Source organism: Pseudomonas fluorescens, assembly GCF_001648775.1.
Classification (GTDB): domain Bacteria; phylum Pseudomonadota; class Gammaproteobacteria; order Pseudomonadales; family Pseudomonadaceae; genus Aquipseudomonas; species Aquipseudomonas fluorescens_M.
Genome location: NZ_LVEJ01000039.1, coordinates 1 through 24,432, shown reverse-complemented (window position 1 = coordinate 24,432; position 24,432 = coordinate 1). Strand labels below are relative to the sequence as shown.

The window sequence follows — 24,432 nt, the reverse complement described above, 5'->3', positions numbered from 1 at the left end:
GTCTGATACCTCGGTCGGCCCCTAAGAACCCTAACCCTAGCCCTCTCCCAGAGGGAGAGGGGACTGATTGGGGGATGCTCGCGAAGTACGCCGACCTGATACCTCTGCTGTGGATCCATAATCGACTTGGTCTTTCAGGTCGACGTATCACGACAAAACAGCTCGGTCGGCTCCCTCTCCCTCCGGGAGAGGGCTGGGGTGAGGGTGGCTTTTGACTTTAGCGTTATCTGCGCTACGACCAGACACTTCTGGCATAACACTTGCTCTTGCCTTGCCGTGCGACTGTGAAAACCCGATTAGTGACGGATTATTGGCATGGCGAAGAGCGAAACAGCAGCAGTGAAAGACCCCGCAACCAAAGGCAAACTCAAGCTGATCATCGTGATCGTGCTGGCGTTGCTGTTGGCCATTGGTGCATCCGTGGGGGCGACCTGGTTCTTCATGCACAGCGCCCAGAGCAAGCCTGCCGAGGCCGCCGAAGCGGCGCCTGTCGGCAAGCAGCCAGCGATCTTCGAGCCCATGGCCCCGGCGTTCGTGGCCAACTACAACCAGAACGGCCGTCAGCGCTACATGCAGGTGAGCATCACCATGCTGGGCCGCAATCAGGCTGATCTGGAAGCGCTCAAAGTGCACATGCCAGTAATCCGCAACAACCTGGTGATGCTCTTCTCCGGTCAGGATTTCGCCACACTGGCGACGCCGGTCGGCCAAGAGATGTTGCGCCAGAAGGCCACCGCCAGCGTCCAGGAAGTGGCGCAGAAAGAGCTGGGCAAAGTGGTGATCGAACAGTTGCTTTTCACTAATTTCGTACTGCAGTAGGAACACGACATGGCCGTGCAGGATCTGCTGTCCCAGGATGAAATCGATGCGCTGTTGCATGGCGTCGACGATGGTCTGGTACAGACCGATAACGCTGCCGAACCCGGCAGTGTCAAAAGCTACGACCTGACCAGCCAGGATCGCATCGTCCGTGGACGCATGCCGACTCTGGAAATGATCAACGAGCGTTTTGCCCGTTACACCCGCATCAGCATGTTCAACATGCTGCGCCGCTCGGCGGACGTTGCCGTCGGTGGCGTCCAGGTGATGAAGTTCGGCGAATACGTGCACTCGCTGTACGTGCCGACCAGCCTCAACCTGGTCAAGATCAAACCGCTGCGCGGCACCGCGCTGTTCATCCTCGACGCCAAACTGGTGTTCAAACTGGTGGACAACTTCTTCGGTGGCGACGGTCGCCACGCCAAGATCGAAGGGCGTGAATTCACCCCGACCGAACTGCGCGTGGTGCGCATGGTGCTGGAACAGGCTTTCGTCGATTTGAAAGAAGCCTGGCAGGCAATCATGGAAGTCAATTTCGAGTACATCAACTCGGAAGTGAACCCGGCCATGGCCAACATCGTCGGCCCGAGCGAAGCGATTGTGGTTTCCACCTTCCACATCGAACTCGACGGCGGTGGCGGCGACCTGCACGTGACCATGCCGTACTCGATGATCGAGCCGGTGCGCGAAATGCTCGACGCTGGTTTCCAGTCGGACCTCGACGATCAGGACGAACGCTGGGTCAACGCCTTGCGTCAGGACGTGCTCGATGTCGACGTGCCGATCGGCGCGACCGTGGCCCGCCGCCAGTTGAAACTGCGCGACATCCTGCACATGCAGCCGGGCGATGTGATCCCGGTCGAGATGCCGGAAGAGATGATCATGCGCGCCAACGGCGTGCCGGCCTTCAAGGTCAAGATGGGCTCGCACAAAGGCAACCTCGCGTTGCAAGTGATCGAGCCGATCGAGCGTCGCTGAAGCGGCGCTCTCACCCCCCCCCCCACATTTAGCTGAATTGTTGCCCGCCGAGGACAAATGATGAACGACGATATGAACGCCCAGGACGACCAGGCACTGGCTGACGAATGGGCTGCGGCCCTGGAAGAAACCGGTGATGGTCAGGCTGACATCGACGCCCTGCTGGCCGCTGACGCTGGCTCGGCCTCCAACCGTCTGCCAATGGAAGAGTTCGGCAGCGTGCCGAAGAACAACGATCCGGTGACACTGGACGGTCCGAACCTGGACGTGATCCTCGACATTCCGGTATCGATTTCGATGGAAGTCGGCAGCACCGACATCAACATCCGCAACCTGCTGCAACTCAACCAGGGTTCGGTGATCGAGCTCGATCGTCTGGCCGGTGAGCCGCTCGACGTGCTGGTCAACGGCACGCTGATCGCGCACGGCGAAGTGGTTGTGGTCAACGAGAAGTTCGGCATCCGCCTGACCGACGTGATCAGCCCAAGCGAACGCATCAAGAAGCTGCGCTGAGTGAACAGGTTTCTCTGGGCTCTGTTGGCCTTGCCGCTGAGCGTGCTGGCCGCCGAACCGTCGACCGCCACCACCGTGCCTGCCGCGACCGCGCCGATGGTCACCAGCGGCGTGGCCGGGCAATTGACGCAACTGGTGTTTGGCCTGTTGCTGGTGCTGGGCGTGATCTTCTTCCTCGCCTGGCTGTTGCGCCGGGTGCAGCAGGCGGGACCTGCCGGCAAGGGGCAAGTGATCGAGCTGATCGGTTCACGCGCACTCGGTCCGCGTGACCGCTTGCTGCTGGTGCAGGTCGGCAACGAGCAGATTCTGCTTGGCCTGAGCCCGGGCACCATCACCGCGCTGCACGTGCTCAAGGAACCGGTCGAAGTGCCCAGTGCCAGTGAGAAAGCGACGCCGGAATTTGCTCAGCAGTTGCTGAAGATTCTCGGCAAGGATCAGAAGGATACGAAGTAATGGGTGCGCTACGCATCGTCTTGACGCTGGCCCTGTTGCTGGCCGCGCCACTGGCGTTCGCCGCCGATCCGTTGTCGATCCCGGCGATCACGCTGGGCACCAACGCCGATGGCGCGCAGGAGTATTCGGTCAGTCTGCAGATCCTGCTGATCATGACCGCGCTGAGCTTCATTCCGGCGGCGGTCATCCTGATGACCAGTTTCACCCGGATCATCATCGTCTTCTCGATCCTGCGTCAGGCCCTCGGCCTGCAACAAACGCCGTCGAACCAGATCCTCACCGGCATGGCGCTGTTCCTGACCATGTTCATCATGGCCCCGGTGTTTGATCGGGTGAACAACGATGCCCTGCAACCGTATCTGGCGGAAAAACTCACCGCTCAACAAGCGGTAGAAAAAGCTCAGGTGCCGATCAAGGACTTCATGCTCGCGCAGACCCGCACCAGCGATCTGGAGCTGTTCATGCGCCTGTCCAAGCGCACTGACATCGCCACGCCGGATCAGGCGCCGCTGACCATTCTGGTGCCGGCCTTCGTCACCTCCGAGCTGAAAACCGCGTTCCAGATCGGCTTCATGATCTTCATTCCGTTCCTGATCATCGACCTCGTCGTCGCCAGTGTGCTGATGGCGATGGGTATGATGATGCTGTCGCCGCTGATCATTTCGCTGCCGTTCAAGATCATGCTGTTCGTGCTGGTGGATGGCTGGGCGCTGATCATCGGCACCCTGGCCAGCAGTTTTGGAGGTGTCTCGCCATGACGCCGGAAATCGCGGTCGATATCTTTCGAGAAGCGCTGTGGCTGACCACGTTGATGGTGGCGATTCTGGTAGTGCCGAGCCTGTTGGTCGGCCTGCTGGTGGCGATGTTCCAGGCCGCCACGCAAATCAACGAACAGACCCTGAGCTTCCTGCCGCGTCTACTGGTGATGCTGGTGACACTGATCGTCGCCGGTCCGTGGATCGTGCAGACGTTCATGGAGTACATCATCCAGTTGTACAAAAACATTCCGATGGTCATCGGCTAAGCCATGCAATCGCTGCTTCAGCTGACCGACACCCAGATCAGTACCTGGGTGGCCTCGTTCATGTTGCCGCTGTTTCGCGTCGCCTCGATGCTGATGGTCATGCCGGTGTTCGGCACCACGTTGATACCGCGCCGTGTGCGCCTGTATTTTGCCGTGGCGATCACCGTGTGCATTGCCCCGAGCCTGCCGCCGATGCCGGCGGTCAGCCCGTTGGACCTCAGCGGTTTGTTGCTGATTGCCGAGCAGATTCTGGTCGGTGCCGTGCTGGGGTTTTCCCTGCAACTGTTCTTCCAGGCGTTTGCCGTGGCCGGGCAGATTGTCGCGATCCAGATGGGCATGGGTTTCGCCTCGATGGTCGACCCGGCCAACGGCGTTTCGGTGGCGGTGATCGGGCAGTTCTTCACCATGCTCGTGACGCTGCTGTTTCTGTCGATGAACGGCCACCTGGTGGTCTTCGAAGTGCTCACCGAAAGCTTTACCACGCTGCCGGTCGGCGGCGGGTTAATGACGGCGCAATACTGGGAACTGGCCGGCAAGCTCGGTTGGGTGCTGGGCGCCGCGTTGTTGCTGGTGTTGCCGGCTGTCACCGCGTTGCTGGTGGTCAACATCGCGTTTGGCGTGATGACCCGCGCCGCGCCGCAATTGAACATTTTCTCCATCGGTTTCCCGCTGACCCTGGTACTCGGGCTGTTCATCGTCTGGGTCGGTCTGGCGGACATTCTCAATCAGTATCAACCGCTGGCCACCGAGGCCTTGCAGTTGTTACGCGAACTGGCACGGGCGCGCTGAGTCATGGCTGAGAGCGAAAGCGGTCAGGACAAAACAGAAGACCCCACGGAGAAACGTAAAAAGGACTCCCGTGAGAAGGGTGAGATCGCCCGTTCCAAAGAGCTCAACACCCTCGCCGTGATGATGGCCGGTGCCGGCGCGCTGCTGGTGTTTGGCGGCATGTTGGCCGAAGACCTGATGGAGCTGATGCGCCTGAACTTCACGCTGTCGCGTGAGGTGATCATGGATCAGGGCGCCATGGGCGCGTTTCTGTTGCAGTCGGGCAAACTCGCACTGGTGGCGGTTCAGCCGATCATGATCACCCTGTTGCTGGCCGCGCTGATCGGTCCGATTTCGCTGGGTGGCTGGCTGTTTGCGGCAGGCTCCATGGCACCCAAATTCAGCCGGATGAACCCGGCGGCGGGCCTGAAGCGGATGTTCTCGTTCAAGTCGGTGGTTGAACTGCTCAAGGCGCTGGCCAAGTTTCTGATTACCTTGGGTGTGGCGCTGGTGGTGTTGTTGTCGGACGTCGATGACTTTTTGCGCATCGCCCACGAACCGCTTGAGTCCGCGATCATTCACAGCGTCACGCTGGTCGGCTGGAGCACGTTGTGGCTGGCCTGCGGCCTGATCATCATCGCCGCTGTCGATGTGCCGGTGCAGCTCTGGGAAGCGCACAAGAAACTGCTGATGACCAAGCAGGAAGTGCGCGACGAGCACAAGGACCAGGAGGGCCGCCCGGAGGTCAAGCAGCGCATCCGCCAGACCCAGCGCGAAATGTCCCAGCGCCGCATGATGGCGGCGATTCCCGACGCCGACGTGGTCATCACCAACCCGACCCACTACGCCGTCGCCCTCAAATACGATTCCGAGAAGGGCGGTGCGCCGATGCTGATTGCCAAGGGCAGCGACTTCTTAGCCCTGAAAATCCGCGAAATCGCCGTGGCCAACAACGTCCTGCTCCTCGAATCGCCGGGGCTGGCGCGCTCGATCTACTACTCAACCGAACTCGACCAGGAAATCCCCGGCGGTCTGTATCTGGCCGTCGCGCAGGTCCTGGCCTACGTCTACCAGATCCGCCAATACCGCGCCGGCAAGGGCAAACGCCCGGATCCGCTCAAGGACGACTTGCCGATTCCGCCGGATCTGCGCCGCGATTCCTGACCCAATGAAACCTCGGCTCCTGTCGCAGTCACTGCGGCGAGGGAGCTCGCTCCCACATTTGAAATGCGTTTCCCTGTGGGAGCGAGCTTGCTCGCCAGTTCCGCGCCAGCAAGGGCAAGCGCCCAGATCTGCGCGTAGACACCTGTCTGAAAAGTCTCTGTACCTGTTAGTTCTTACAGTAGACAGCCTCCGTACAAAGCGATGACATGGGTTGCGGACTTTCTCCGCATCCACGGAGCACGATCATGGCAGAACGTATCTATCGAAAACTCGAAGGCATGACACTCGAGTATGTGTCAGGGAAGTTGGAGGAGAACCCGAAAGAGCGAGCCATTCGCTACACGGTCACTTTCGACATGGGGCTGGATTTCACCCATTTTGTGCAAATGGCCAACGTCTATATCCCGGGTTATCTCGACAATCCGGTCAATGCCATCAGACCTGAGCTGGACGGCTTGGCTTACCACTATTCCTACAACTATCTGTTTGATGCGGCGGGTAGCATCCGCGATAACCCGGCGCTATTCGCGCTGTTCACCTCGCCCGCTTATTACATGGATCAATGGGCTGAGGGGCGTGGTTTGGAATTGCGTTATGGCAAGCCGGTGTTCGCAGTGGTCGGTAGCAAACTACGCGTGACTGCTCGTCAGGATTTCCGATTCCCGGAAGCCTCCCGCCAGATTGCCATCGCGGATTTGCCGATCATCCATTTTCAATGGGCGCTTAACCTGCTGCAGGGTGACTCGACGATACGGGGGGGCAGGGCACCGGAAACCAAAGTCGTGCTCATGTACACGCATGAGGAATTGGTGGAGGTCGACGGCCAGCAAATGTTCCGCGGTGCGCGGTACATCAATGGCAAGAAGCTGAGCTTCGGCGATATTGCGCCCAAGCAAGTGTTAACGGCCGCGTAATAGTCGGCGGAGTTTTGATCATTCCCACTATAGGTGGGAACGATTGTCAGCGCTGTGATCAGGGCTGAGTCGCTATCTCAGGATTATCCAGCGTCCGACGTGGACTGGCCCGGATTTACAGCGTGATTATCAGGTTTACCTTTCGTCTGAGGCGCGTCTTACCTGTCAGGTTTTACAGGTGCGGGACGGACGCCCTTGCGGTTTGATTGCTGAGTGATGCCGTGCTGTTTTGGCGCGGCTATTTCGAGCAAATCAGCCCTTCACGCAAAGATCAAAAAAGGCGATAAGGGTCGAGTTCGAATTGTCGAAGAATAAAAATGGAGACGTAAAAATCCTCCGGTATTGACCAACAGATCGCCCTCGCCGCAAAAACAGCTGAAACGAAAAAACCGCCGCCCCGATTCAATGGGGTGGCGGTTTTTTATGCCCGGCTTAACGCGAGTCTGGCTCTTGCAGTGGTCACTGTGGCGAGGGAGCTTGCTCTCGCTGGGCTGCGCAGCAGACCCAAACCTGCCAGCTCGATCCTGCAGGCCAACCGCGTGCACAGGTTCTTGCGTGACTTCTTAGCTCGGCAACTCGAGATTATCCATCACCCGATTCACCGCCAGCTCTCCCAGCATGATCAGTTGCGCAATCCCCAACAGCGTTCTGCGCTGCGAGGCGGGTATGAGGTTGGCGAAGTCATTGGCGATGGTTCTGGCTGAGGCGAGTGTTTCGCACGCGTTGGCCAACAGTTCTTCGTTTTTGAAGTCGGCGGTGACGGCGTACATCGAGCGGGTTTTGCGTTGGATGGGAGGGGAGCCGGGCGGGCAGAGGTAGTGATCGAGGGCGCGGTCGGCGGCTTCGTGGAGTTTTTTTGAGTCGAGGGATTCGTAGGGGGAGGTGGGGTCGGTTTCGGGCGGGTTGGGTGTTGGTTTGATCATTGGTAAAGCCTCTAGAGTTAAGAAGCTGCCACCGTTCGCTGCTAACGAAGGAGGTGGCGGCTGTACGCGGGTTAGCAGACCAGGACTCTAGAACCCGGCGCACCGAAGTGCCCCACGCAAAGCCGCCATAACGACAACGGACTTATGCGTCTAGAGAAAAACCCCGGGCTGCTAAACCCGATCACCGAACAATCAGCGACCGAACCACAATAGAACCCGACTCCAAAGCGCACAAGCCGGCGGATTCTGGCTTGGCTGTAGGCAATGGCGCAAGAATTTGTAGCCTGTAAGGCGTTTCTGGAGGTGTCTTTTAAACTCCGGCGTTTAAAAGGCAAAAGAATGGGCGGCTGTGTGGATGAAAAAGTGATCGATCCCTGAAAGATTTTATGGGTGATATTTGGACTCTCCTTGAAAAGTCCGAGCGAGTTGTCGAGTCCGTCGGTTTTGCCGCGCGATTTCTGATTTTTAGTCTGTTGCCTTCTGTCGGAAACTCGCATGTCCCTGTCAACTTTGACAGGTGCGCTTACTGTTCCTTTGCAGTTTCATGTGTGTGGAACCGCGCACTTGGGCGCGGAGTCGATGAGCTAGCTGAAGGGAGCAAGATAATGAAAGGTGAGTTCAACAAATATGACGAAAATACCGGAAAGGGTACGATTACACCGATCTTAGAGCTGGAGTCTAAGGTAGGGAAAAGGCGGCCAGAATGGGATGAACGCCTTGACTACAATTTTACGATTGCGCCAGAACTTGCGAAAAGACAAAGCTTCAAAAAAGATTGGCCCGTAGAGTTCGATGTGGTGCCACCAGTCGGCCCTGACGATCACACGCGTGAAGCAATAAATCTTCGATATTGAGGACCTCTTGTTTTGCACGGAGGAGGGGCTACAAGCCTGTTAGTTTGATCGCTCCCGCGCGCAGCAAAGGAATGCAACCCGGGACGCTCCGCGTCCCTTCCAGAGCCGAACGCGGAGCGTCCGTTGAGGCATTCCTTTGCTGCGCGTGGGAACGATCTGGAGCCGAACTAACGCGGCAACTCGAGATTATCCAGTGCGCGATTCACCGCCAGTTCCCCGAGCATGATCAGTTGCGCAATGCCCAACAGCGTTCGGCGTTGCGATGCGGGGATGAGGTTGGCGAAGTCATTGGCGATGGTTCTGGCTGACGCGAGTGTTTCGCAGGCGTTGGCCAGCAGTTCTTCGTTTTTGAAGTCGGCGGTCACGGCGTACATCGAGCGGGTTTTGCGTTGGATGGGAGGGGAGCCGGGCGGGCAGAGGTAGTGGTCGAGGGCGCGGTCAGCGGCTTCATGGAGTTTTTTTGAGTTAAGGGATTCGTAGGGGGAGGTGGGTTCGGTTTCGGGTGGGTTGGGTGTTGGTTTGATCATGGTGAAGCTCCTTTGAAGTGGAGCCGCTACAACCTGTCGCTAAACAGGTGGGTGGCGGCTGTACGCAGGTTAGCGAACCGGTCAAAGGCACCCGGCAGACCCGAGGGTCTCCCGCATACAGCCACCATGACGAAATCGCGAAAATACAGATCCGCAACGAAGCCTGGAACGCCGATGCACCTTTGACTTGAGTTCGGGTCGCTAAACCCGATCGCTGATTCGTCAGCGACCGACCCACAATAGAACCCGACCCCAAAGCGCACAAGCCGGCGGATTCTGGCTTGGCTGTAGGCAAAGGCGCAAGGATTTGTAGCCTTGAGACCGTGTCTGCAAGTGTCTTTTAAACAGCCTCGTTTAAATCGAAAAATTTGTGCCGGACATAAGGGCCTGTTCGCGAGCAGGCTCGCTCCCACTTTTGGAATGCATTCCAATCCCGCCTTTGGTTGCATCACATTCCCAATTTGGCATGCATTCCCCTGTGGGAGCGAGCCTGCTCGCGAAGGGGCCATCCCGGTCAGCAGAAAATACAGGTCAAAACCCCTCTGTTTCACTCATTGGCAAAAGTTGGAAAGCTTCTTGCAGTACCCGCCGTGAGCCCGCTCTGGGCGTCAAAAGTTTGCTTTAAAGGAACGGGGAAAACCGGTGGATCGCTCTCAGTTATTCAACACAGCACGCACAAACGTTGCCGATTTAAGTCGAGGCAATCTGGGCGTGCCGTTGCTGTTGCTGGTGATGCTGGCGATGATGATGTTGCCGGTCCCGCCGTTCCTGCTTGACGTGTTTTTCACCTTCAACATTGCCCTGTCGATCGTCGTCCTGCTGGTCTGCGTGTACGCACTGCGACCATTGGATTTCGCTGTATTCCCGACGATTCTGCTGGTCGCGACGTTGTTGCGGCTGGCGCTGAACGTGGCCTCGACGCGCGTTGTAATGCTCCACGGTCAGGACGGCCACGCCGCCGCCGGTAAGGTGATCCAGGCCTTCGGTGAGGTGGTGATCGGCGGTAACTACGTGGTCGGTATCGTGGTCTTTGCGATCCTCATGATCATCAACTTTGTCGTGGTGACCAAGGGTGCCGGGCGGATTTCCGAGGTGAGCGCGCGTTTCACCCTCGATGCGATGCCCGGCAAACAAATGGCGATCGACGCCGACCTCAACGCCGGTCTGATCGATCAGAATCAGGCCAAGGCGCGCCGTCAGGAAGTTGCCCAAGAGGCCGAGTTCTACGGTTCGATGGACGGTGCCAGCAAGTTCGTCCGGGGTGACGCCATCGCCGGCCTGCTGATTCTGTTCATCAACCTCATCGGCGGTATGGCCGTCGGTATCTTCCAGCACAACATGAGCTTCGGCGATGCCGGTCGGGTTTACGCCTTGCTGACCATCGGTGACGGTTTAGTGGCGCAATTGCCATCACTGTTGTTATCCACAGCGGCCGCGATCATGGTGACCCGTGCTTCCGGTTCGGAAGACATGGGCAAACAGATCAATCGCCAGATGTTCGCCTCGCCGAAAGCGCTAGCCGTGGCCGCCGGTTTGATGGCGGTGATGGGACTGGTCCCGGGCATGCCGCACTTCTCGTTCCTGAGCATGGCTGCGCTCGCCGCCGGTGGCGCGTACCTGTTCTGGAAGAAGCAGAACGTGGCCAAGGTCGTGGCGTTGGAAGAGGTCAAGCGCCAGCAGGATTTGCTGCCGTCGCCGGCCCGCGCCATGGAAACCAAAGAGCTGGGCTGGGACGACGTGACGCCGATCGACATGATCGGCCTGGAAGTCGGTTATCGGCTGATTCCGCTGGTGGATCGCAACCAGGGCGGGCAATTGCTGGCGCGGATCAAGGGCGTGCGCAAGAAGCTCTCGCAGGATCTGGGCTTCCTGATGCCGACCGTGCACATCCGCGACAACCTCGATCTGGCGCCGAGCGCTTATCGCCTGACCCTGATGGGCGTGATCCTCGCCGAAGCCGAGATCTATCCGGACCGCGAGCTGGCGATCAACCCGGGCCAGGTCTACGGCACGCTCAACGGTATCAACGCCAAAGATCCGGCTTTCGGTCTGGAGGCGGTGTGGATCGAAATCAGCCAGCGTGCGCAGGCACAATCGCTTGGTTACACCGTGGTCGATGCCAGTACCGTGGTCGCGACGCACTTGAACCAGATTCTGTACAAACACTCCAGTGAGCTGATTGGCCACGAAGAAGTGCAGCAACTCATGCAATTGCTGGCCAAAAGCTCGCCGAAACTGGCAGAAGAGCTGGTGCCGGGCGTGGTTTCGCTGTCGCAACTGCTCAAGGTTCTCCAAGCGCTGTTGGCCGAACACGTGCCGGTGCGCGATATTCGCAGCATCGCCGAAGCCATCGCCAACAACGCCGCCAAGAGTCAAGATACCGCCGCGCTGGTGGCTGCGGTGCGCGTCGGCGTATCCCGCGCCATCGTCCAAAGCATTGTAGGCACTGAGTCCGAGCTGCCTGTGATCACCTTGGAACCAAGGTTGGAACAAATATTGCTCAATAGTCTGCAGAAGGCAGGACAAGGCTCGGAAGAGGGCGTTCTGCTGGAGCCAAGCATGGCCGAGAAGCTGCAGCGTTCGCTCATCGAAGCGGCGCAGCGTCAGGAAATGCAAGGTCAGCCGGTGATCCTTTTGGTCGCAGGCCCGATCCGCGCGATGCTCTCGCGCTTTGGCCGCCTCGCAGTCCCTGGGCTGCATGTGCTGGCCTACCAGGAAATACCGGACAACAAGCAAGTGACCATCGTTGCGACAGTAGGGCCCAACGGCTGAGGTAGTGGTTTATGCAAGTTAAGCGTTTCTTTGCCGCCGATATGCGTCAGGCCATGAAGCTGGTTCGTGATGAGCTGGGCGCTGATGCCGCCATCATTGGCAACCGCCGCATTGCCGGCGGTGTCGAGCTGACGGCGGCACTGGATTACAAACTGTCGGCGCTGGCGCCACGGGTTCCGAACATGGAACTCGAAGACGAGCTGCGCAAGACTCAGTCGCGCATCGTTACCGCCCAGGCCGAACTGAGCATGCGTGGTGAAGCCGACGGCAACACCAATCGCCAATTGTTCGCCGGGCTGCCGTTGACGGCGGGCCTGCCGCTGACCGCTGCCGAGCCGCTGACCGAGCCGACTTACGCCGCCCCGGCGCGTCCGGCACCGGCGCCTGCGCAGTCCTCCGGCGGTGTTGATCCGCGCGCACTGGATTCGATGCGTTTTGAATTGAACAGCCTGCGCGAGCTGATGGAAGTCCAGCTCGGCACCCTGGCCTGGAATCAGCTGCAAGGCAGCCGTCCGGCGCAAGCCAATCTGTATCGCCGTCTGCAACGTATCGGTTTGTCCGGGCCGTTGTCGCGCGATCTGCTGGCGATGATCACTGACATCGAAGAGCCGCGTCAGGCCTGGCGCATGTTGCTTGCGCACCTGGCGCGGATGATTGCCGTACCGGAAGTCGAGCCACTGGAAGAGGGCGGTGTGATTGCCATGGTCGGCCCTGCCGGCATGGGCAAAACCACCACGCTGGCCAAGCTGGCCGCGCGTTATGTGCTGAAATACGGCGCGCAGAATGTCGCGCTGGTGAGCATGGACAGTTTCCGTATCGGCGCGCAGGAACAACTGAAGACCCTCGGCCGCATTCTCAATGTGCCGGTGACTCACGTCGATCCGGGCCAATCGCTGGTGCAGGCGCTGGATCCACTGCTGCGCAAACGCGTGGTGCTGATCGATACTGCCGGCCTGCAAGCCAGCGATCCAGCCCTGCGCATGCAGCTCGAAAGTCTGGCCGGGCGGGGCATTCGTTCAAAAAATTATCTCGTGCTGGCAACCACCAGCCAGAAACAGGTTCTAACCGCCGCTTATCACAGTTACAAGCGTTGCGGGCTCGCCGGGTGCATCCTGACTAAACTGGATGAAACGGCCAGCCTTGGCGAAGTGTTGAGCCTGGCGATCAGTCATGAATTGCCGGTCGCGTACCTGACCGATGGCCCACGGATTCCGGATGATTTGCATCTGCCGCGTCGTCATCAACTGGTCAGCCGCGCCGTCAGCGTGCAAATGCAGGAAGAACCCAGCGAAGAAGCCATGGCTGACATGTTCGCTGATATCTATCACAGCCCGACCAAGCAGGTTGGCTGAGGTATTCATGAACAGTTTTTGTACCTACATCGATGGTCTGCCATGCATTGTTCCGGTTGTGAACGCGCAGCCAGTAATGTGGCCTCCGTCTATGCAAGACAAGGTAAAGAAATAACATGGGCAGCATGCATCCCGTACAGGTGATCGCGGTGACCGGCGGCAAAGGTGGCGTCGGCAAGACTAACGTGTCAGTGAACTTGTCTCTGGCGCTGGCAGAGCTTGGCCGTCGGGTCATGCTGCTGGACGCCGATCTGGGACTGGCGAACGTCGACGTATTGTTGGGTCTGACCCCTAAACGCACATTGGCCGACGTGATCGAAGGCCGTTGCGAATTGCGCGACGTGCTGTTGCAAGGCCCCGGTGGCATTCGCATCGTCCCGGCCGCGTCCGGCACGCAGAGCATGGTGCACCTGAGCCCGGCGCAGCACGCCGGCCTGATTCAGGCGTTCAGCGACATCGGCGACAATCTCGACGTTCTGGTGATCGACACCGCTGCGGGCATTGGTGACTCGGTAGTCAGTTTCGTCCGCGCAGCCCAGGAAGTGTTGCTGGTGGTCTGCGATGAGCCGACTTCGATCACTGACGCCTACGCGCTGATCAAACTGCTCAACCGCGATTACGGCATGAACCGCTTCCGCGTCCTCGCCAACATGGCGCAGAGCCCGCAGGAAGGTCGCAACCTGTTCGCCAAGTTGACCAAGGTCACGGATCGCTTCCTCGACGTGGCCCTACAATACGTCGGCGCCGTGCCTTACGACGAAAGCGTGCGTAAAGCGGTGCAGAAGCAGCGTGCGGTGTACGAAGCCTTCCCGCGTTCCAAGTGCGCGCTGGCGTTCAAGGCGATCGCGCAGAAGGTCGATACCTGGCCGCTGCCCGCCAACCCGCGTGGCCACCTTGAGTTTTTTGTCGAGCGCCTCGTGCAGCAAACGGCAGGGCCCGTGCTATGACCGCAAGCGGTATGAACTACTACAAGAAGTCGGCACGTGATGCTCAATACGAGTTGATCGAGCGTTACGCGCCACTGGTCAAACGCATTGCCTATCACTTGCTGGCGCGGTTGCCGGCGAGTGTGCAGGTTGAAGACCTGATCCAGGCCGGGATGATCGGCCTGCTCGAAGTCTCGACCAAATATGACGCCAGCAAAGGCGCCAGTTTCGAAACGTACGCGGGCATTCGAATCCGCGGCGCGATGCTCGACGAAGTGCGCAAAGGGGACTGGGCGCCACGCTCGGTTCACCGCAATACCCGTATGGTCAGTGACGCAATTCGCTCAATTGAAGCTAAAACCGGCCGTGACGCTAAAGATCACGAGGTTGCAGCCGAACTCCAATTGAGTCTCGACGATTACTACGGGATTTTGAATGACACCTTGGGCAGTCGCCTGTTCAGTTTCGACGATCTGTTGCAGGACGGCGAACACGAAGGGCTGCACGAGGATGGCGCGAGTGCTCATCTTGAGCCGTCACGCGATCTGGAAGATGAACGTTTCCAGGCAGCGTTGGCGGACGCGATTGCCAATTTGCCGGAGCGTGAGCGACTGGTGTTGGCGCTGTACTACGACGAAGAGCTGAACCTCAAGGAGATCGGTGAAGTCCTTGGCGTCAGTGAATCGCGGGTCAGCCAGTTACACAGCCAGTGCGCGGCCCGTTTGCGGGGGCGTTTGGGGGAGTGGCGAGCGCGCTGAAGGCAGTGTGGGGACACTGCGAACGAGGCTGGTGCGGTGATGAACGGCACCGGTCTTGCTCTGTTGTGCTCCAGACAGTCTTCGAGTGCTGCGCCGATTGATTGAAGTGGCGCGTCCAGGTGCTGGGCGCGTTTAAGACTGCTTGGAGGTCGAATTGAACAAAGACATGAAAATCCTCATCGTTGATGACTTCTCAACGATGCGGCGGATCATCAAGAACCTGCTGCGTGATCTTGGGTTCACCAACACCGTCGAGGCTGACGATGGCGTGACTGCCATTCCGGTGCTCAACAGCGGCAGCATCGACTTTCTGGTAACGGACTGGAACATGCCGGGCATGACCGGTATCGACCTGCTGCGCCACGTGCGTGCCGATGAAAAACTCAAGCACCTGCCAGTGCTGATGGTGACTGCAGAAGCCAAGCGCGAGCAGATCATCGAGGCCGCTCAGGCCGGTGTGAACGGCTACGTAGTCAAACCTTTCACGGCTCAGGCGTTGAAAGACAAAATCGAGAAGATTTTCGAACGCATCGGCTGATGAACGCGCGGGGGAGCTATGGAGCATAACGAATCTTCACAGGGCGATTTCGAGTCGACCCTGAAAAAACACGCGGTCGAACTGGTCGAGAGCCTTGAAAAAGGCAGGTTCGGCGACGCTGTGCAACTGATCCATGAGCTCAATCAGACCCGTGACCGTGGCCTGTATCAGGAAGTCGGCAAGCTCACACGTGAACTGCACAGTGCGATCGTCAACTTCCAGATCGATCCGAACATGCCGCAGGCCGAGGAAGTGTCGCAAATCACCGACGCCACCGAACGCCTGGGCTATGTGGTCAAGCTGACAGAGGCCGCGGCCAACCGCACCATGGATCTGGTGGAAAGCGCCACGCCGGTGGTCAACAGTCTGGCTGACGAAGCCCAGACCTTGAGCGCCGATTGGGGTCGCTTCATGCGTCGCGAGGTCGGGGCTGAAGAGTTCCGCGAACTGGCGCGCCGGGTCGACGGTTTTCTGTCACGCAGCAGCACGGACAACCGTGCGGTGTCGAGCAATCTCAACGACATCCTGCTGGCCCAGGATTACCAGGACCTGACCGGTCAGGTGATCAAGCGTGTGACCCAACTGGTCACCGAAGTCGAAAGCAATTTGCTCAAACTCGTGCTCATGGCCAGTCAGGTGGACCGCTTTGCGGGCATCGAACATGACCGTGCCGCGATGCTTGCAGAAAAAGATCCACAAAAACATCTCTCGCAGGGTGAAGGTCCGCAGATTCATGCCGATAAACGAGAAGACGTTGTGTCCGGTCAGGACGATGTGGACGATTTGTTATCCAGCCTCGGGTTCTAGAGTTTTGGAATTTTAGGTTTTTTGGGTTTTTAGACCTGTAGGAGCACCCCATTAATGAGCTTCGGCGCCGATGAAGAGATCCTTCAGGATTTCCTGGTTGAGGCCGGCGAGATTCTTGAGCAACTGTCCGAACAACTGGTCGAGCTGGAAAGCCGCCCGGATGACGCAGATCTGCTCAACGCAATTTTTCGCGGTTTCCACACTGTAAAAGGGGGCGCCGGCTTCCTTCAGCTCAACGAGCTGGTGGAGTGCTGTCACATCGCCGAAAACGTGTTCGACATCCTGCGTAAGGGTGAGCGTCGCGTTGATGCAGAACTGATGGACGTTGTCCTCGAAGCACTGGACGCGGTGAACAGCATGTTCACTGAGGTTCGTGAGCGTGCACCGATCACCGCTGCCACCCCGGAGCTGCTGGCCGCCCTGGCGCGTCTGGCCGAACCGCAAGCGGCGGATGAAGCCCCGGCTTCGCCAGTGGCCGAGATGATCGAAGAGCTGGTCGTCGAAGGCGACTCGGGCGACATCACCGATAACGAATTTGAGCAACTGCTGGATTCGCTGAACGCCGTCAAGGCCGAAGCTGAAGCCCCGGCCGCTGCTGCACCGGCGCAAACGGCCGCTGAAGCCGCGAGCGATGAAATCACCGATGCCGAGTTCGAGTCGTTGCTCGATCAGTTGCACGGCAAGGGCCAGTTCGCGGTGGACGCGGTTGCACCAGCGGCGGCAGCTCCTGCGGCACCGGGCAAAGGTGACAGCTCGGACATCACCGACGACGAATTCGAAGCATTGCTCGATCAGTTGCACGGCAAGGGCAACTTTGCCGTCGATGCGCTGGAGTCGGCGATTGCTTCGGCACCGGCGCCTGCTGCTCCGGCGGCCGCCGCTGCCGGCAGCGATCTGATCAGCGATCACGAGTTCGAATCGCTGCTCGACGAATTGCACGGCAAAGGCAAGTTCACTGAAGTCGGCACCGCTACCGCGGGTACCGCTTCGGCGGTGGCTGCACCCGCCGCCAAGGCTGCAGTTGCTCCGGCCGCTGCGCCGAAAGCTGCGCCCAAGCCTGAGCCGAAAGCCGAAGCGCCAAAACCGGCTGCCGCTGCTGCACCGGCCCCGGCCCGTGCCGCCGCTGCTCCGCCACCGGAAAAACCGGCGAGCGAAGCCGAGACCACCGTGCGCGTCGATACTGCGCGCCTCGACGAAATCATGAACATGGTCGGCGAGCTGGTGCTGGTGCGTAACCGTCTGGTGCGTCTGGGCCTGAACAGCGGCGATGAAGCCATGCAAAAGGCCGTGTCGAACCTCGACGTGGTCACGGCTGACTTGCAGACCGCCGTGATGAAGACGCGGATGCAGCCGATCAAGAAGGTCTTCGGGCGCTTCCCGCGTCTGGTTCGTGACCTCGCGCGTCAGCTCAAGAAAGAGATCAACCTGGAACTGGTGGGTGAAGAAACCGACCTCGACAAAAACCTCGTCGAGGCCCTGGCCGACCCGCTGGTCCACTTGGTGCGCAACGCCGTCGACCACGGCATCGAGTCGCCGGAAGAGCGCGAAGCTTCGGGCAAGGCCCGTGGTGGTCGCGTGGTGCTGGCGGCCGAACAGGAAGGCGACCACATCCTGCTGTCGATTTCCGATGACGGCAAAGGCATGGACCCGAACGTCCTGCGCGCCATCGCGGTAAAACGCGGTGTGATGGACAAGGATGCGGCCGATCGCCTGAGCGATACCGAGTGCTACAACCTGATTTTTGCCCCGGGGTTCTCGACCAAGACCGAGATCTCCGACGTCTCCGGCCGCGGTGTCGGCATGGACGTGGTGAAGACCAAGATTTCCCAGCTCAACGGTTCGATCAACATCTACTCGACCAAGGGCCAGGGCTCGAAGATCGTCATCAAGGTGCCGCTGACCCTCGCGATCATGCCAACCCTGATGGTCATGCTCGGCAATCAGGCATTTGCGTTCCCGTTGGTCAACGTCAACGAAATCTTCCACCTCGACCTGTCGACCACCAACGTCGTCGACGGTCAGGAAGTGGTGATCGTGCGGGACAAGGCGCTGCCATTGTTCTACCTCAAGCGCTGGCTGGTCAGCTCCGCTGCTCACGAAGAGCAGCGTGAAGGCCATGTAGTGATCCTTTCGGTGGGCACTCAGCGGATCGGCTTTGTCGTCGATCAACTGGTCGGTCAGGAAGAAGTGGTCATCAAGCCATTGGGCAAAATGCTGCAGGGCACTCCGGGCATGTCCGGCGCCACCATCACCGGTGACGGCCGCATCGCGCTGATTCTCGATGTTCCAAGCATGCTCAAGCGTTACGCCGCACGGCGTATTTGAATCCGGGGCGGCGGGGCGACAACGTCCCGCTGCACCTAATGGAGTGTTTATGGCAGTCAAAGTCCTGGTGGTGGACGATTCGGGTTTTTTCCGCCGCCGCGTCTCGGAGATTCTTTCAGCGGATCCGAGCATCCAGGTGGTCGGTACGGCCACCAACGGTAAAGAGGCGATCGATCAGGCTCTGGCGCTCAAGCCAGACGTGATCACCATGGACTACGAGATGCCGATGATGGACGGCATCACGGCAGTGCGGCACATCATGCAGCGCTGCCCGACCCCGGTGTTGATGTTCTCCTCGCTGACGCACGAAGGCGCCCGGGTCACCCTGGATGCGCTGGACGCCGGCGCGGTGGATTTCCTGCCGAAGAATTTCGAAGACATCTCGCGCAATCCCGAGAAGGTCAAGCAACTGCTGTGCGAAAAAGTCCATAGCATCTCGCGCAGTAATCGTCGTTTCAGTGCCTACAGCGCGCCGGCTCCTGTCGCTGCACCAGCGCCGACGCCAGCTCCGGTTGCATCAAGCTTCAGCAGCCACAGCAGCAGCGCGCCGACGCGCCCGGCTCCAGCGCCGACGCCGACTCGCGCCCCGGCCGCCAGTGCTTCGTCGCCAGCGCCGAAGCGCAAAGCTTACAAACTGGTTGCCATCGGTACGTCGACGGGCGGCCCGGTCGCCCTGCAACGTGTGCTGACGCAATTGCCAGCGAACTTCCCGGCGCCGATCGTGCTGATCCAGCACATGCCGGCGGCGTTCACCAAGGCTTTCGCCGAACGTCTCGACAAGCTCTGCCGCATCAGCGTCAAGGAAGCCGAGGATGGCGACATTCTGCGTCCGGGCCTGGCGTTGCTCGCGCCGGGTGGCAAGCAAATGATGATCGATGGCCGTGGCGCGGTGAAAATCCTGCCGGGCGACGAGCGTCTGAACTACAAGCCGTGCGTGGACATCACCTTCGGTTCCGCAGCCAAGTCCTACGGTGACAAAGTTCTGGCGGTGGTGTTGACCGGCATGGGCGCCGATGGCCGTGAAGGCGCGCGTCTGCTCAAGCAGGGCGGCAGCGCGGTGTGGGCGCAGGACGAAGCCAGCTGCGTGATCTACGGCATGCCAATGGCCATCGTCAAAGCTGACCTCGCCGACGCGGTGTACAGCCTCGACGACATCGGCAAACACATTGTCGAGGCGTGTATCTGATGGATGTTTTAAGCCTTATCGGGATCATCATGGCGTTCGTCGCCATCATCGGCGGTAACTACCTTGAGGGTGGTCACCTCGGTGCGCTGGCCAACGGCCCGGCGGCATTGATCGTACTGGGCGGGACCATCGGTGCCGCACTGCTGCAATCGCCGATGAGCGCGTTCAAACGCGCCATGCAGATCCTCGCCTGGATTCTGTTTCCGCCACGGGTCGATCTGGCCGGTGGCATCGATCGCGTCGTCAACTGGAGCCTCACCGCGCGCAAGGAAGGTTTGCTCGGTCTGGAAGGCGTCGCTGATGCCGAACCCGACAACTACTCGCGCAAAGGCCTGCAATTGCTGGTCGACGGTGCCGAGCCGGAAGCGATTCGCAGCATCCTCGAAGTGGATTTCTACACTCAGGAAGCGCGCGACATCGAAGCCGCGAAAGTCTTCGAAAGCATGGGCGGCTACGCGCCAACCATCGGCATCATCGGTGCGGTCATGGGCCTGATCCATGTGATGGGTAACCTTGCCGATCCGACGCAACTGGGTAGCGGCATTGCCGTGGCGTTCGTTGCGACCATTTATGGTGTGGCCAGTGCCAACCTGGTGTTGTTGCCGGTCGCGGCCAAGCTGAAGTCAATCGCGTTGCGGCAGTCGCGTTATCGCGAAATGTTGTTGGAAGGGATCCTGTCGATCGCCGAAGGTGAAAACCCTCGCTCCATTGAGTTGAAGCTGCAAGGCTTCATGGATTAAGGGAATAACCTCATGGCTCGTCGTCGCCACCAGGAAGAACACGTCAATCACGAGCGCTGGCTCGTGTCCTACGCGGATTTCATCACGCTACTGTTCGCGTTCTTCGTGGTGATGTACTCGATTTCGTCGATCAACGAAGGCAAGTACAAAGTCATTTCCGAAGCATTGATTGGAGTCTTCACCGACTCCGACCGCTCGCTCAAACCGATTCCGATTGGCGAAGAACGGCCGAAAACCGTAACCCCGGCCAAGCCGCTGGTCAAGGACGCCGAACAGGTTGATGCCGGTATTGCCGGCGCCAGCGATCCGCTGAAAAGCATCGCCGATGACATCAGCGCTGCCTTCGGCGACTTGATCAGCTCTAACCAGATGACCGTGCGTGGCAACGAGCTGTGGGTCGAGATCGAACTCAATTCCAGCCTGTTGTTTGGCAGCGGCGACGCGATGCCAAGCGACATCGCCTTCAACATCATCGACAAGGTCGCGGCGATCCTCAAACCGTTCGATAACCCGATCCACGTCGAAGGTTTCACTGACGATCAACCGATCCGCACCGCGCAGTACCCGACCAACTGGGAACTGTCCTCGGCGCGTTCGGCAAGCATCGTGCGCATGCTGGCGATGCAGGGCGTGAACCCGGGGCGTCTGGCGTCGGTGGGTTACGGTGAGTTTCAACCGGTGGCCAATAACGCCACCGCTGAAGGCCGTGCGAAAAACCGTCGTGTGGTGCTGGTGGTGTCGCGCAATCTCGATGTGCGCCGCAGCCTCACGGGCACCGGGACCGCCAACGCGCAACCGGATGCCGCATTGAAGCGTGCTGGCACACAAACTGCACCGACCCCGGTCAAGACGCCGGGACGCGAGAGTGCCGTCAATTCTCCGTCACCCGCATTAACACGCTGAGCTATGTCTCGGTCGAGCATATCGGCCGGGAGGAACGAACTGAATGAGAGTCTGGGCAGTCGCCAATCAAAAGGGTGGTGTCGGTAAAACCACATCTTCCATCGCTTTAGCCGGATTGCTGGCCGAGGCGGGCAAGCGCGTGGTTGTGGTCGATCTCGACCCGCACGGCTCGATGACCAGCTATTTCGGCTACGACCCCGACAGCCTGGAACACAGCAACTACGACCTGTTTCTGCACAAGGGCAGCGTGCCGCAAGGCCTGCCGGGGCAGTTGCTGTTGTCGACCAGTGACGAACGCATTTCCCTGCTGCCGTCGAGCACCGCGCTGGCAACCCTCGAGCGTCAATCGCCGGGGCAGAGTGGCTTGGGTCTGGTGATCGCCAAGAGTCTGGCGCAGCTGTGGCAGGACTTCGATTACGCGGTGATCGACAGCCCGCCGTTGCTCGGCGTACTGATGGTCAACGCCCTCGCGGCGAGCCAGCAACTGGTGATCCCGGTGCAAACCGAACACCTGGCCGTCAAAGGTCTGGAGCGCATGGTCAACACCCTGGCGATGATCAACCGCTCGCGTAAACAGGCGCTGCCGTTCAGCATCGTGCCGACCTTGTTCGACCGGCGTACCCAGGCATCGATGCATACCTTGCGCGTGCTGCGCGACAAATTCCCCGACGAGATCTGGCAGGGTTACATCCCGGTCGATACCCGTCTGCGCGACGCCAGCCGCGCCGGTGTCACGCCTTCGCAATTCGACGGCAAGAGCCGTGGCGTGCTGGCCTATCGCGCGCTGCTCAAGCATCTGTTGGCGCAACAACTTGTTCCGCAGGTGGCTTGAGATGAAGCTGTCCCGATCACGCATGCCTGACTTGCACAAATCCTGTGGGAGCGAGCCTGCTCGCGAAGCAGGCGACGCGGTTTCCCTGTCTGGCGCTGTTGACCGATGAACCGCCCAATCAAACTCACATCGCGTCCGCAATTGGCGTTGCAGTCTTATCTGGATAATTTGCTGCAGGAAATTCCTGAGGAGCTGCCGCCGGTCATTGAGGCACAGCCTGAAGTTATGGAAAGCAGCGAGGCGCTGGACGAGTTCCAGGCCGCGGTGCTGGAAGAGCAGGCGCGTGATGCGCAGACATCCGCCAAACCTGTTGCGCCGGTCGCCGCTCCCGCGGTGGCGGCAGTTACCAAAGCACCGGTTGCATTGATCGAAACAGCAGAGCCGGTTCGCGCGCCAGTGTCGACACTCGCACCGCTGTTGCAAACGCAACTGCTGAAAACCGCACCGGAACCGATTGTGGTCGAACCGGCGCCAGCGCCAGCACCTGCTCCGGTTGCGCCCGCACCCGTCGAGCAGACGCTGGTGCCGCCGGTGGTGGAAGTGCATCTGCCGCCGAGCAACACGCCGCCACCGGTGGAAACCGACGGTCGCCCGGCCTGGGCTTCGGAAGCGTTCGAATGCCTGCTGTTCGACGTCGCCGGGCTGACATTGGCGGTGCCGCTGGTGTGCCTTGGCTCGATCTATTCGCTGGCCGGCCACGAACTGACGCCGCTGTTCGGTCAGCCGGAATGGTTTCTCGGGATCCTGCCGAGCCAGGCCGGCAACCTGAAAGTCTTGGACACCGCACGCTGGGTCATGCCGGATCGCTATCGCGATGACTTCCGTCAGGGCCTGCAGTACGTGATTTCGGTACAAGGTTACGAGTGGGGCCTGGCGGTGCATCAGGTCAGCCGCTCGTTGCGTCTGGACCCGAATGAAATCAAATGGAGAAGTCACCGGGGTCAGCGGCCATGGCTCGCCGGCACGGTGATTGAGCACATGTGTGCATTGCTTGACGTTTCCGCACTGGCCGAGTTGATCGCCAGCGGTGGGGCAAAGCACCTCGGCGGCCACAAGCCGCTACATAAACCGACATAGCAGCCGACATAACAATCAGGCGACGGCATTGTTGAATGCCGCCACACAGAACACACACCGCCCAGAGCGGTTTTTTCGAGGGGTCAGGTATGAGTAATCAGGCGACGAATGCAAAAGGTTCTGAAGATCCGATCCTGCAATGGGTGACCTTCAAGCTGGACAACGAAACCTACGGCATCAACGTGATGCGCGTGCAGGAAGTGCTGCGCTACACCGAGATTGCTCCAGTGCCGGGTGCGCCAAGCTACGTGCTGGGCATCATCAACCTGCGCGGTAACGTGGTCACCGTGATCGACACCCGTCAGCGCTTCGGCCTGAACAGCGGCGAGATCAGCGACAACACCCGTATCGTCATCATCGAAGCCGACAAGCAAGTCGTCGGCATCATGGTCGACAGCGTGGCCGAAGTGGTTTACCTGCGTCAGTCGGAAATCGAGACGGCGCCGAACGTCGGCAACGAAGAGTCGGCCAAGTTCATCCAGGGCGTGTGCAACAAGAACAACGAGTTGCTGATCCTGGTCGAGCTGGACAAGATGATGAGCGAAGAAGAATGGTCGGATCTGGAGAACATCTGATTGATTCTCGAAGTCGCGGTCATTGTCCTGTTCCTCTTCTGGGCAGGCACGCTGGCAATGTTTCTGGCGTACATCAAGGCGCAGCGGGTAATCGCTGCGCAACAGGCTCAGGGCGATGCGCTGCGTGATCAGCGCATCAAGGACCTGGCCAAGCGCGTCGACGACTACCAGAACGGCAACGTGCGCATGGGCGATGCCCTGCACGAGTTGCGCGCGGTAGTCGGTCCGTTGCCGGACAAGATTGTTGCGCTGGAACAGCGCGACCCGTCGAGCCTGTCGTTCGCCCAGGCGGCGAAACTGGTGGGCATGGGCGCAAGCGTTGATGAGCTGACTCAGTCGTGTGGTTTGACCCAGGCTGAGGCGGAGTTGATGCGCAAGTTGCACAAGAGCAGCTGAGAGTTTCGAGTCTTTAGCGGCAAGCCAGATCAAAAGATCGCAGCCTGCGGCAGCGCCTACATGAAATTTCTGTAGGAACTGCCACAGGTTACGATCTTTTTATTTGCGCGCAAAAGACCGTTTGTCGGGACTGTCAGATCTGACAGTAGATAACCGTCTTTGCTACTCAACATACTCAAAATGAAATCAACTTCATCTGGGTATGAACATGAAATATTTTCTGTTCTTGATTATAGGTTTTGCCACCACTGTTAATGCCATGTCTGGCCAGGCGTTAGTGGCGGACTTAAATGCAAAATATCAAAGCA

General features: G+C 59.4%; 26 protein-coding genes. 24 read left to right on the top strand and 2 right to left on the bottom strand.

Annotated features, from left to right (window positions below; translation table 11 throughout):
- Nucleotides 1-315 precede the first annotated feature (315 nt).
- The 9 genes from fliL to A8O26_RS28880 all read left to right on the top strand — a co-directional run bounded on the left by fliL (nt 316) and on the right by A8O26_RS28880 (nt 6,633).
- Nucleotides 316-819 (top strand): flagellar basal body-associated protein FliL, encoded by a 504-nt coding sequence (fliL, locus tag A8O26_RS28920; protein WP_064121005.1) that lies wholly within the window; start codon nt 316-318, stop codon nt 817-819.
- A 9-nt stretch (nt 820-828) separates the two neighbouring features.
- Complete coding sequence (gene fliM, locus A8O26_RS28915) at nt 829-1,797, top strand: flagellar motor switch protein FliM (protein WP_038363850.1); 969 nt, start codon at nt 829-831, stop codon at nt 1,795-1,797.
- Nucleotides 1,798-1,857: 60 nt separating this feature from the next.
- Nucleotides 1,858-2,310, top strand: a complete 453-nt coding sequence (gene fliN / locus A8O26_RS28910) for a flagellar motor switch protein FliN (RefSeq protein ID WP_064121004.1) — start codon at nt 1,858-1,860, stop codon at nt 2,308-2,310.
- Nucleotides 2,311-2,763 (top strand): flagellar biosynthetic protein FliO, encoded by a 453-nt coding sequence (fliO, locus tag A8O26_RS28905; RefSeq protein ID WP_064121003.1) that lies wholly within the window; start codon nt 2,311-2,313, stop codon nt 2,761-2,763.
- Entirely contained in the window at nt 2,763-3,521 is a 759-nt protein-coding gene (gene fliP, locus A8O26_RS28900) for a flagellar type III secretion system pore protein FliP (RefSeq protein ID WP_064121002.1), read from the top strand. The genes fliO and fliP overlap by 1 nt, the downstream gene beginning before the upstream one ends.
- Complete coding sequence (gene fliQ / locus A8O26_RS28895) at nt 3,518-3,787, top strand: flagellar biosynthesis protein FliQ (RefSeq protein WP_064121001.1); 270 nt, start codon at nt 3,518-3,520, stop codon at nt 3,785-3,787. Before fliP ends, fliQ begins: the two co-directional genes overlap by 4 nt.
- Nucleotides 3,788-3,790: 3 nt before the next feature.
- Nucleotides 3,791-4,576 carry a flagellar biosynthetic protein FliR gene (fliR, locus tag A8O26_RS28890; protein ID WP_064121000.1) on the top strand — a complete coding sequence of 262 codons (786 nt, stop codon included), beginning with the start codon at nt 3,791-3,793 and terminating at the stop codon, nt 4,574-4,576.
- Nucleotides 4,577-4,579: 3 nt separating this feature from the next.
- Nucleotides 4,580-5,719 (top strand): flagellar biosynthesis protein FlhB, encoded by a 1,140-nt coding sequence (flhB, locus tag A8O26_RS28885; RefSeq protein WP_064120999.1) that lies wholly within the window; start codon nt 4,580-4,582, stop codon nt 5,717-5,719.
- Between the two features lie 245 nt (nt 5,720-5,964).
- Nucleotides 5,965-6,633, top strand: coding sequence for a hypothetical protein (locus A8O26_RS28880; protein ID WP_064120998.1), 669 nt, complete (start codon nt 5,965-5,967; stop codon nt 6,631-6,633).
- A gap of 563 nt (nt 6,634-7,196) precedes the next feature.
- Here the strand turns inward: A8O26_RS28880 and A8O26_RS28875 are convergent.
- Nucleotides 7,197-7,556, bottom strand: coding sequence for a DUF6124 family protein (locus A8O26_RS28875; protein WP_064120997.1), 360 nt, complete (start codon nt 7,554-7,556; stop codon nt 7,197-7,199).
- A 605-nt stretch (nt 7,557-8,161) separates the two neighbouring features.
- Here A8O26_RS28875 and A8O26_RS29900 point away from each other — a divergent pair.
- A complete protein-coding gene (locus tag A8O26_RS29900) occupies nt 8,162-8,410 on the top strand; it encodes a hypothetical protein (protein ID WP_155740699.1) in 249 nt (82 codons plus the stop codon).
- A gap of 167 nt (nt 8,411-8,577) precedes the next feature.
- On the opposite strand, the gene A8O26_RS28865 is transcribed toward A8O26_RS29900, so the two are convergent.
- Nucleotides 8,578-8,937 carry a DUF6124 family protein gene (locus tag A8O26_RS28865; RefSeq protein ID WP_064120995.1) on the bottom strand — a complete coding sequence of 120 codons (360 nt, stop codon included), beginning with the start codon at nt 8,935-8,937 and terminating at the stop codon, nt 8,578-8,580.
- Nucleotides 8,938-9,579: 642 nt separating this feature from the next.
- Here A8O26_RS28865 and flhA point away from each other — a divergent pair.
- The 14 genes from flhA (at nt 9,580) to A8O26_RS28795 (ending at nt 24,124) form a co-directional block, all read left to right on the top strand.
- Nucleotides 9,580-11,709 carry a flagellar biosynthesis protein FlhA gene (gene flhA, locus A8O26_RS28860; RefSeq protein WP_064120994.1) on the top strand — a complete coding sequence of 710 codons (2,130 nt, stop codon included), beginning with the start codon at nt 9,580-9,582 and terminating at the stop codon, nt 11,707-11,709.
- An 11-nt stretch (nt 11,710-11,720) separates the two neighbouring features.
- Nucleotides 11,721-13,061 carry a flagellar biosynthesis protein FlhF gene (flhF, locus tag A8O26_RS28855; protein ID WP_064120993.1) on the top strand — a complete coding sequence of 447 codons (1,341 nt, stop codon included), beginning with the start codon at nt 11,721-11,723 and terminating at the stop codon, nt 13,059-13,061.
- 116 nt (nt 13,062-13,177) lie between these two features.
- Nucleotides 13,178-14,008, top strand: coding sequence for a flagellar synthesis regulator FleN (fleN, locus tag A8O26_RS28850; protein WP_003222917.1), 831 nt, complete (start codon nt 13,178-13,180; stop codon nt 14,006-14,008).
- Entirely contained in the window at nt 14,005-14,745 is a 741-nt protein-coding gene (gene fliA / locus A8O26_RS28845) for an RNA polymerase sigma factor FliA (RefSeq protein WP_007920004.1), read from the top strand. The genes fleN and fliA overlap by 4 nt, the downstream gene beginning before the upstream one ends.
- Nucleotides 14,746-14,911: 166 nt before the next feature.
- Nucleotides 14,912-15,283, top strand: coding sequence for a chemotaxis response regulator CheY (locus tag A8O26_RS28840; protein WP_161986607.1), 372 nt, complete (start codon nt 14,912-14,914; stop codon nt 15,281-15,283).
- Nucleotides 15,284-15,301: 18 nt separating this feature from the next.
- Nucleotides 15,302-16,090 (top strand): protein phosphatase CheZ, encoded by a 789-nt coding sequence (locus A8O26_RS28835; protein WP_007920000.1) that lies wholly within the window; start codon nt 15,302-15,304, stop codon nt 16,088-16,090.
- A gap of 54 nt (nt 16,091-16,144) precedes the next feature.
- A complete protein-coding gene (locus A8O26_RS28830) occupies nt 16,145-18,415 on the top strand; it encodes a chemotaxis protein CheA (protein WP_064120992.1) in 2,271 nt (756 codons plus the stop codon).
- 49 nt (nt 18,416-18,464) lie between these two features.
- Nucleotides 18,465-19,601: a protein-glutamate methylesterase/protein-glutamine glutaminase gene (locus A8O26_RS28825; RefSeq protein ID WP_064120991.1), complete on the top strand. Its 1,137-nt coding sequence runs from the start codon at nt 18,465-18,467 to the stop codon at nt 19,599-19,601.
- Nucleotides 19,601-20,341: a flagellar motor protein gene (locus A8O26_RS28820; protein ID WP_003222929.1), complete on the top strand. Its 741-nt coding sequence runs from the start codon at nt 19,601-19,603 to the stop codon at nt 20,339-20,341. The genes A8O26_RS28825 and A8O26_RS28820 overlap by 1 nt, the downstream gene beginning before the upstream one ends.
- Before the next feature lie 12 nt (nt 20,342-20,353).
- Entirely contained in the window at nt 20,354-21,244 is an 891-nt protein-coding gene (gene motD / locus A8O26_RS28815; RefSeq protein ID WP_064120990.1) for a flagellar motor protein MotD, read from the top strand.
- A 43-nt stretch (nt 21,245-21,287) separates the two neighbouring features.
- The gene (locus tag A8O26_RS28810; RefSeq protein WP_008077691.1) at nt 21,288-22,076 is read left to right on the top strand and encodes a ParA family protein; all 789 of its coding nucleotides are present in this window, start codon (nt 21,288-21,290) and stop codon (nt 22,074-22,076) included.
- Between the two features lie 105 nt (nt 22,077-22,181).
- Nucleotides 22,182-23,153 carry a CheW domain-containing protein gene (locus A8O26_RS28805; protein ID WP_064120989.1) on the top strand — a complete coding sequence of 324 codons (972 nt, stop codon included), beginning with the start codon at nt 22,182-22,184 and terminating at the stop codon, nt 23,151-23,153.
- Between the two features lie 89 nt (nt 23,154-23,242).
- Entirely contained in the window at nt 23,243-23,728 is a 486-nt protein-coding gene (locus tag A8O26_RS28800; RefSeq protein WP_008083417.1) for a chemotaxis protein CheW, read from the top strand.
- Nucleotides 23,729-24,124, top strand: coding sequence for a DUF2802 domain-containing protein (locus tag A8O26_RS28795; RefSeq protein ID WP_064120988.1), 396 nt, complete (start codon nt 23,729-23,731; stop codon nt 24,122-24,124).
- The last annotated feature ends 308 nt before the right edge of the window (nt 24,125-24,432 follow it).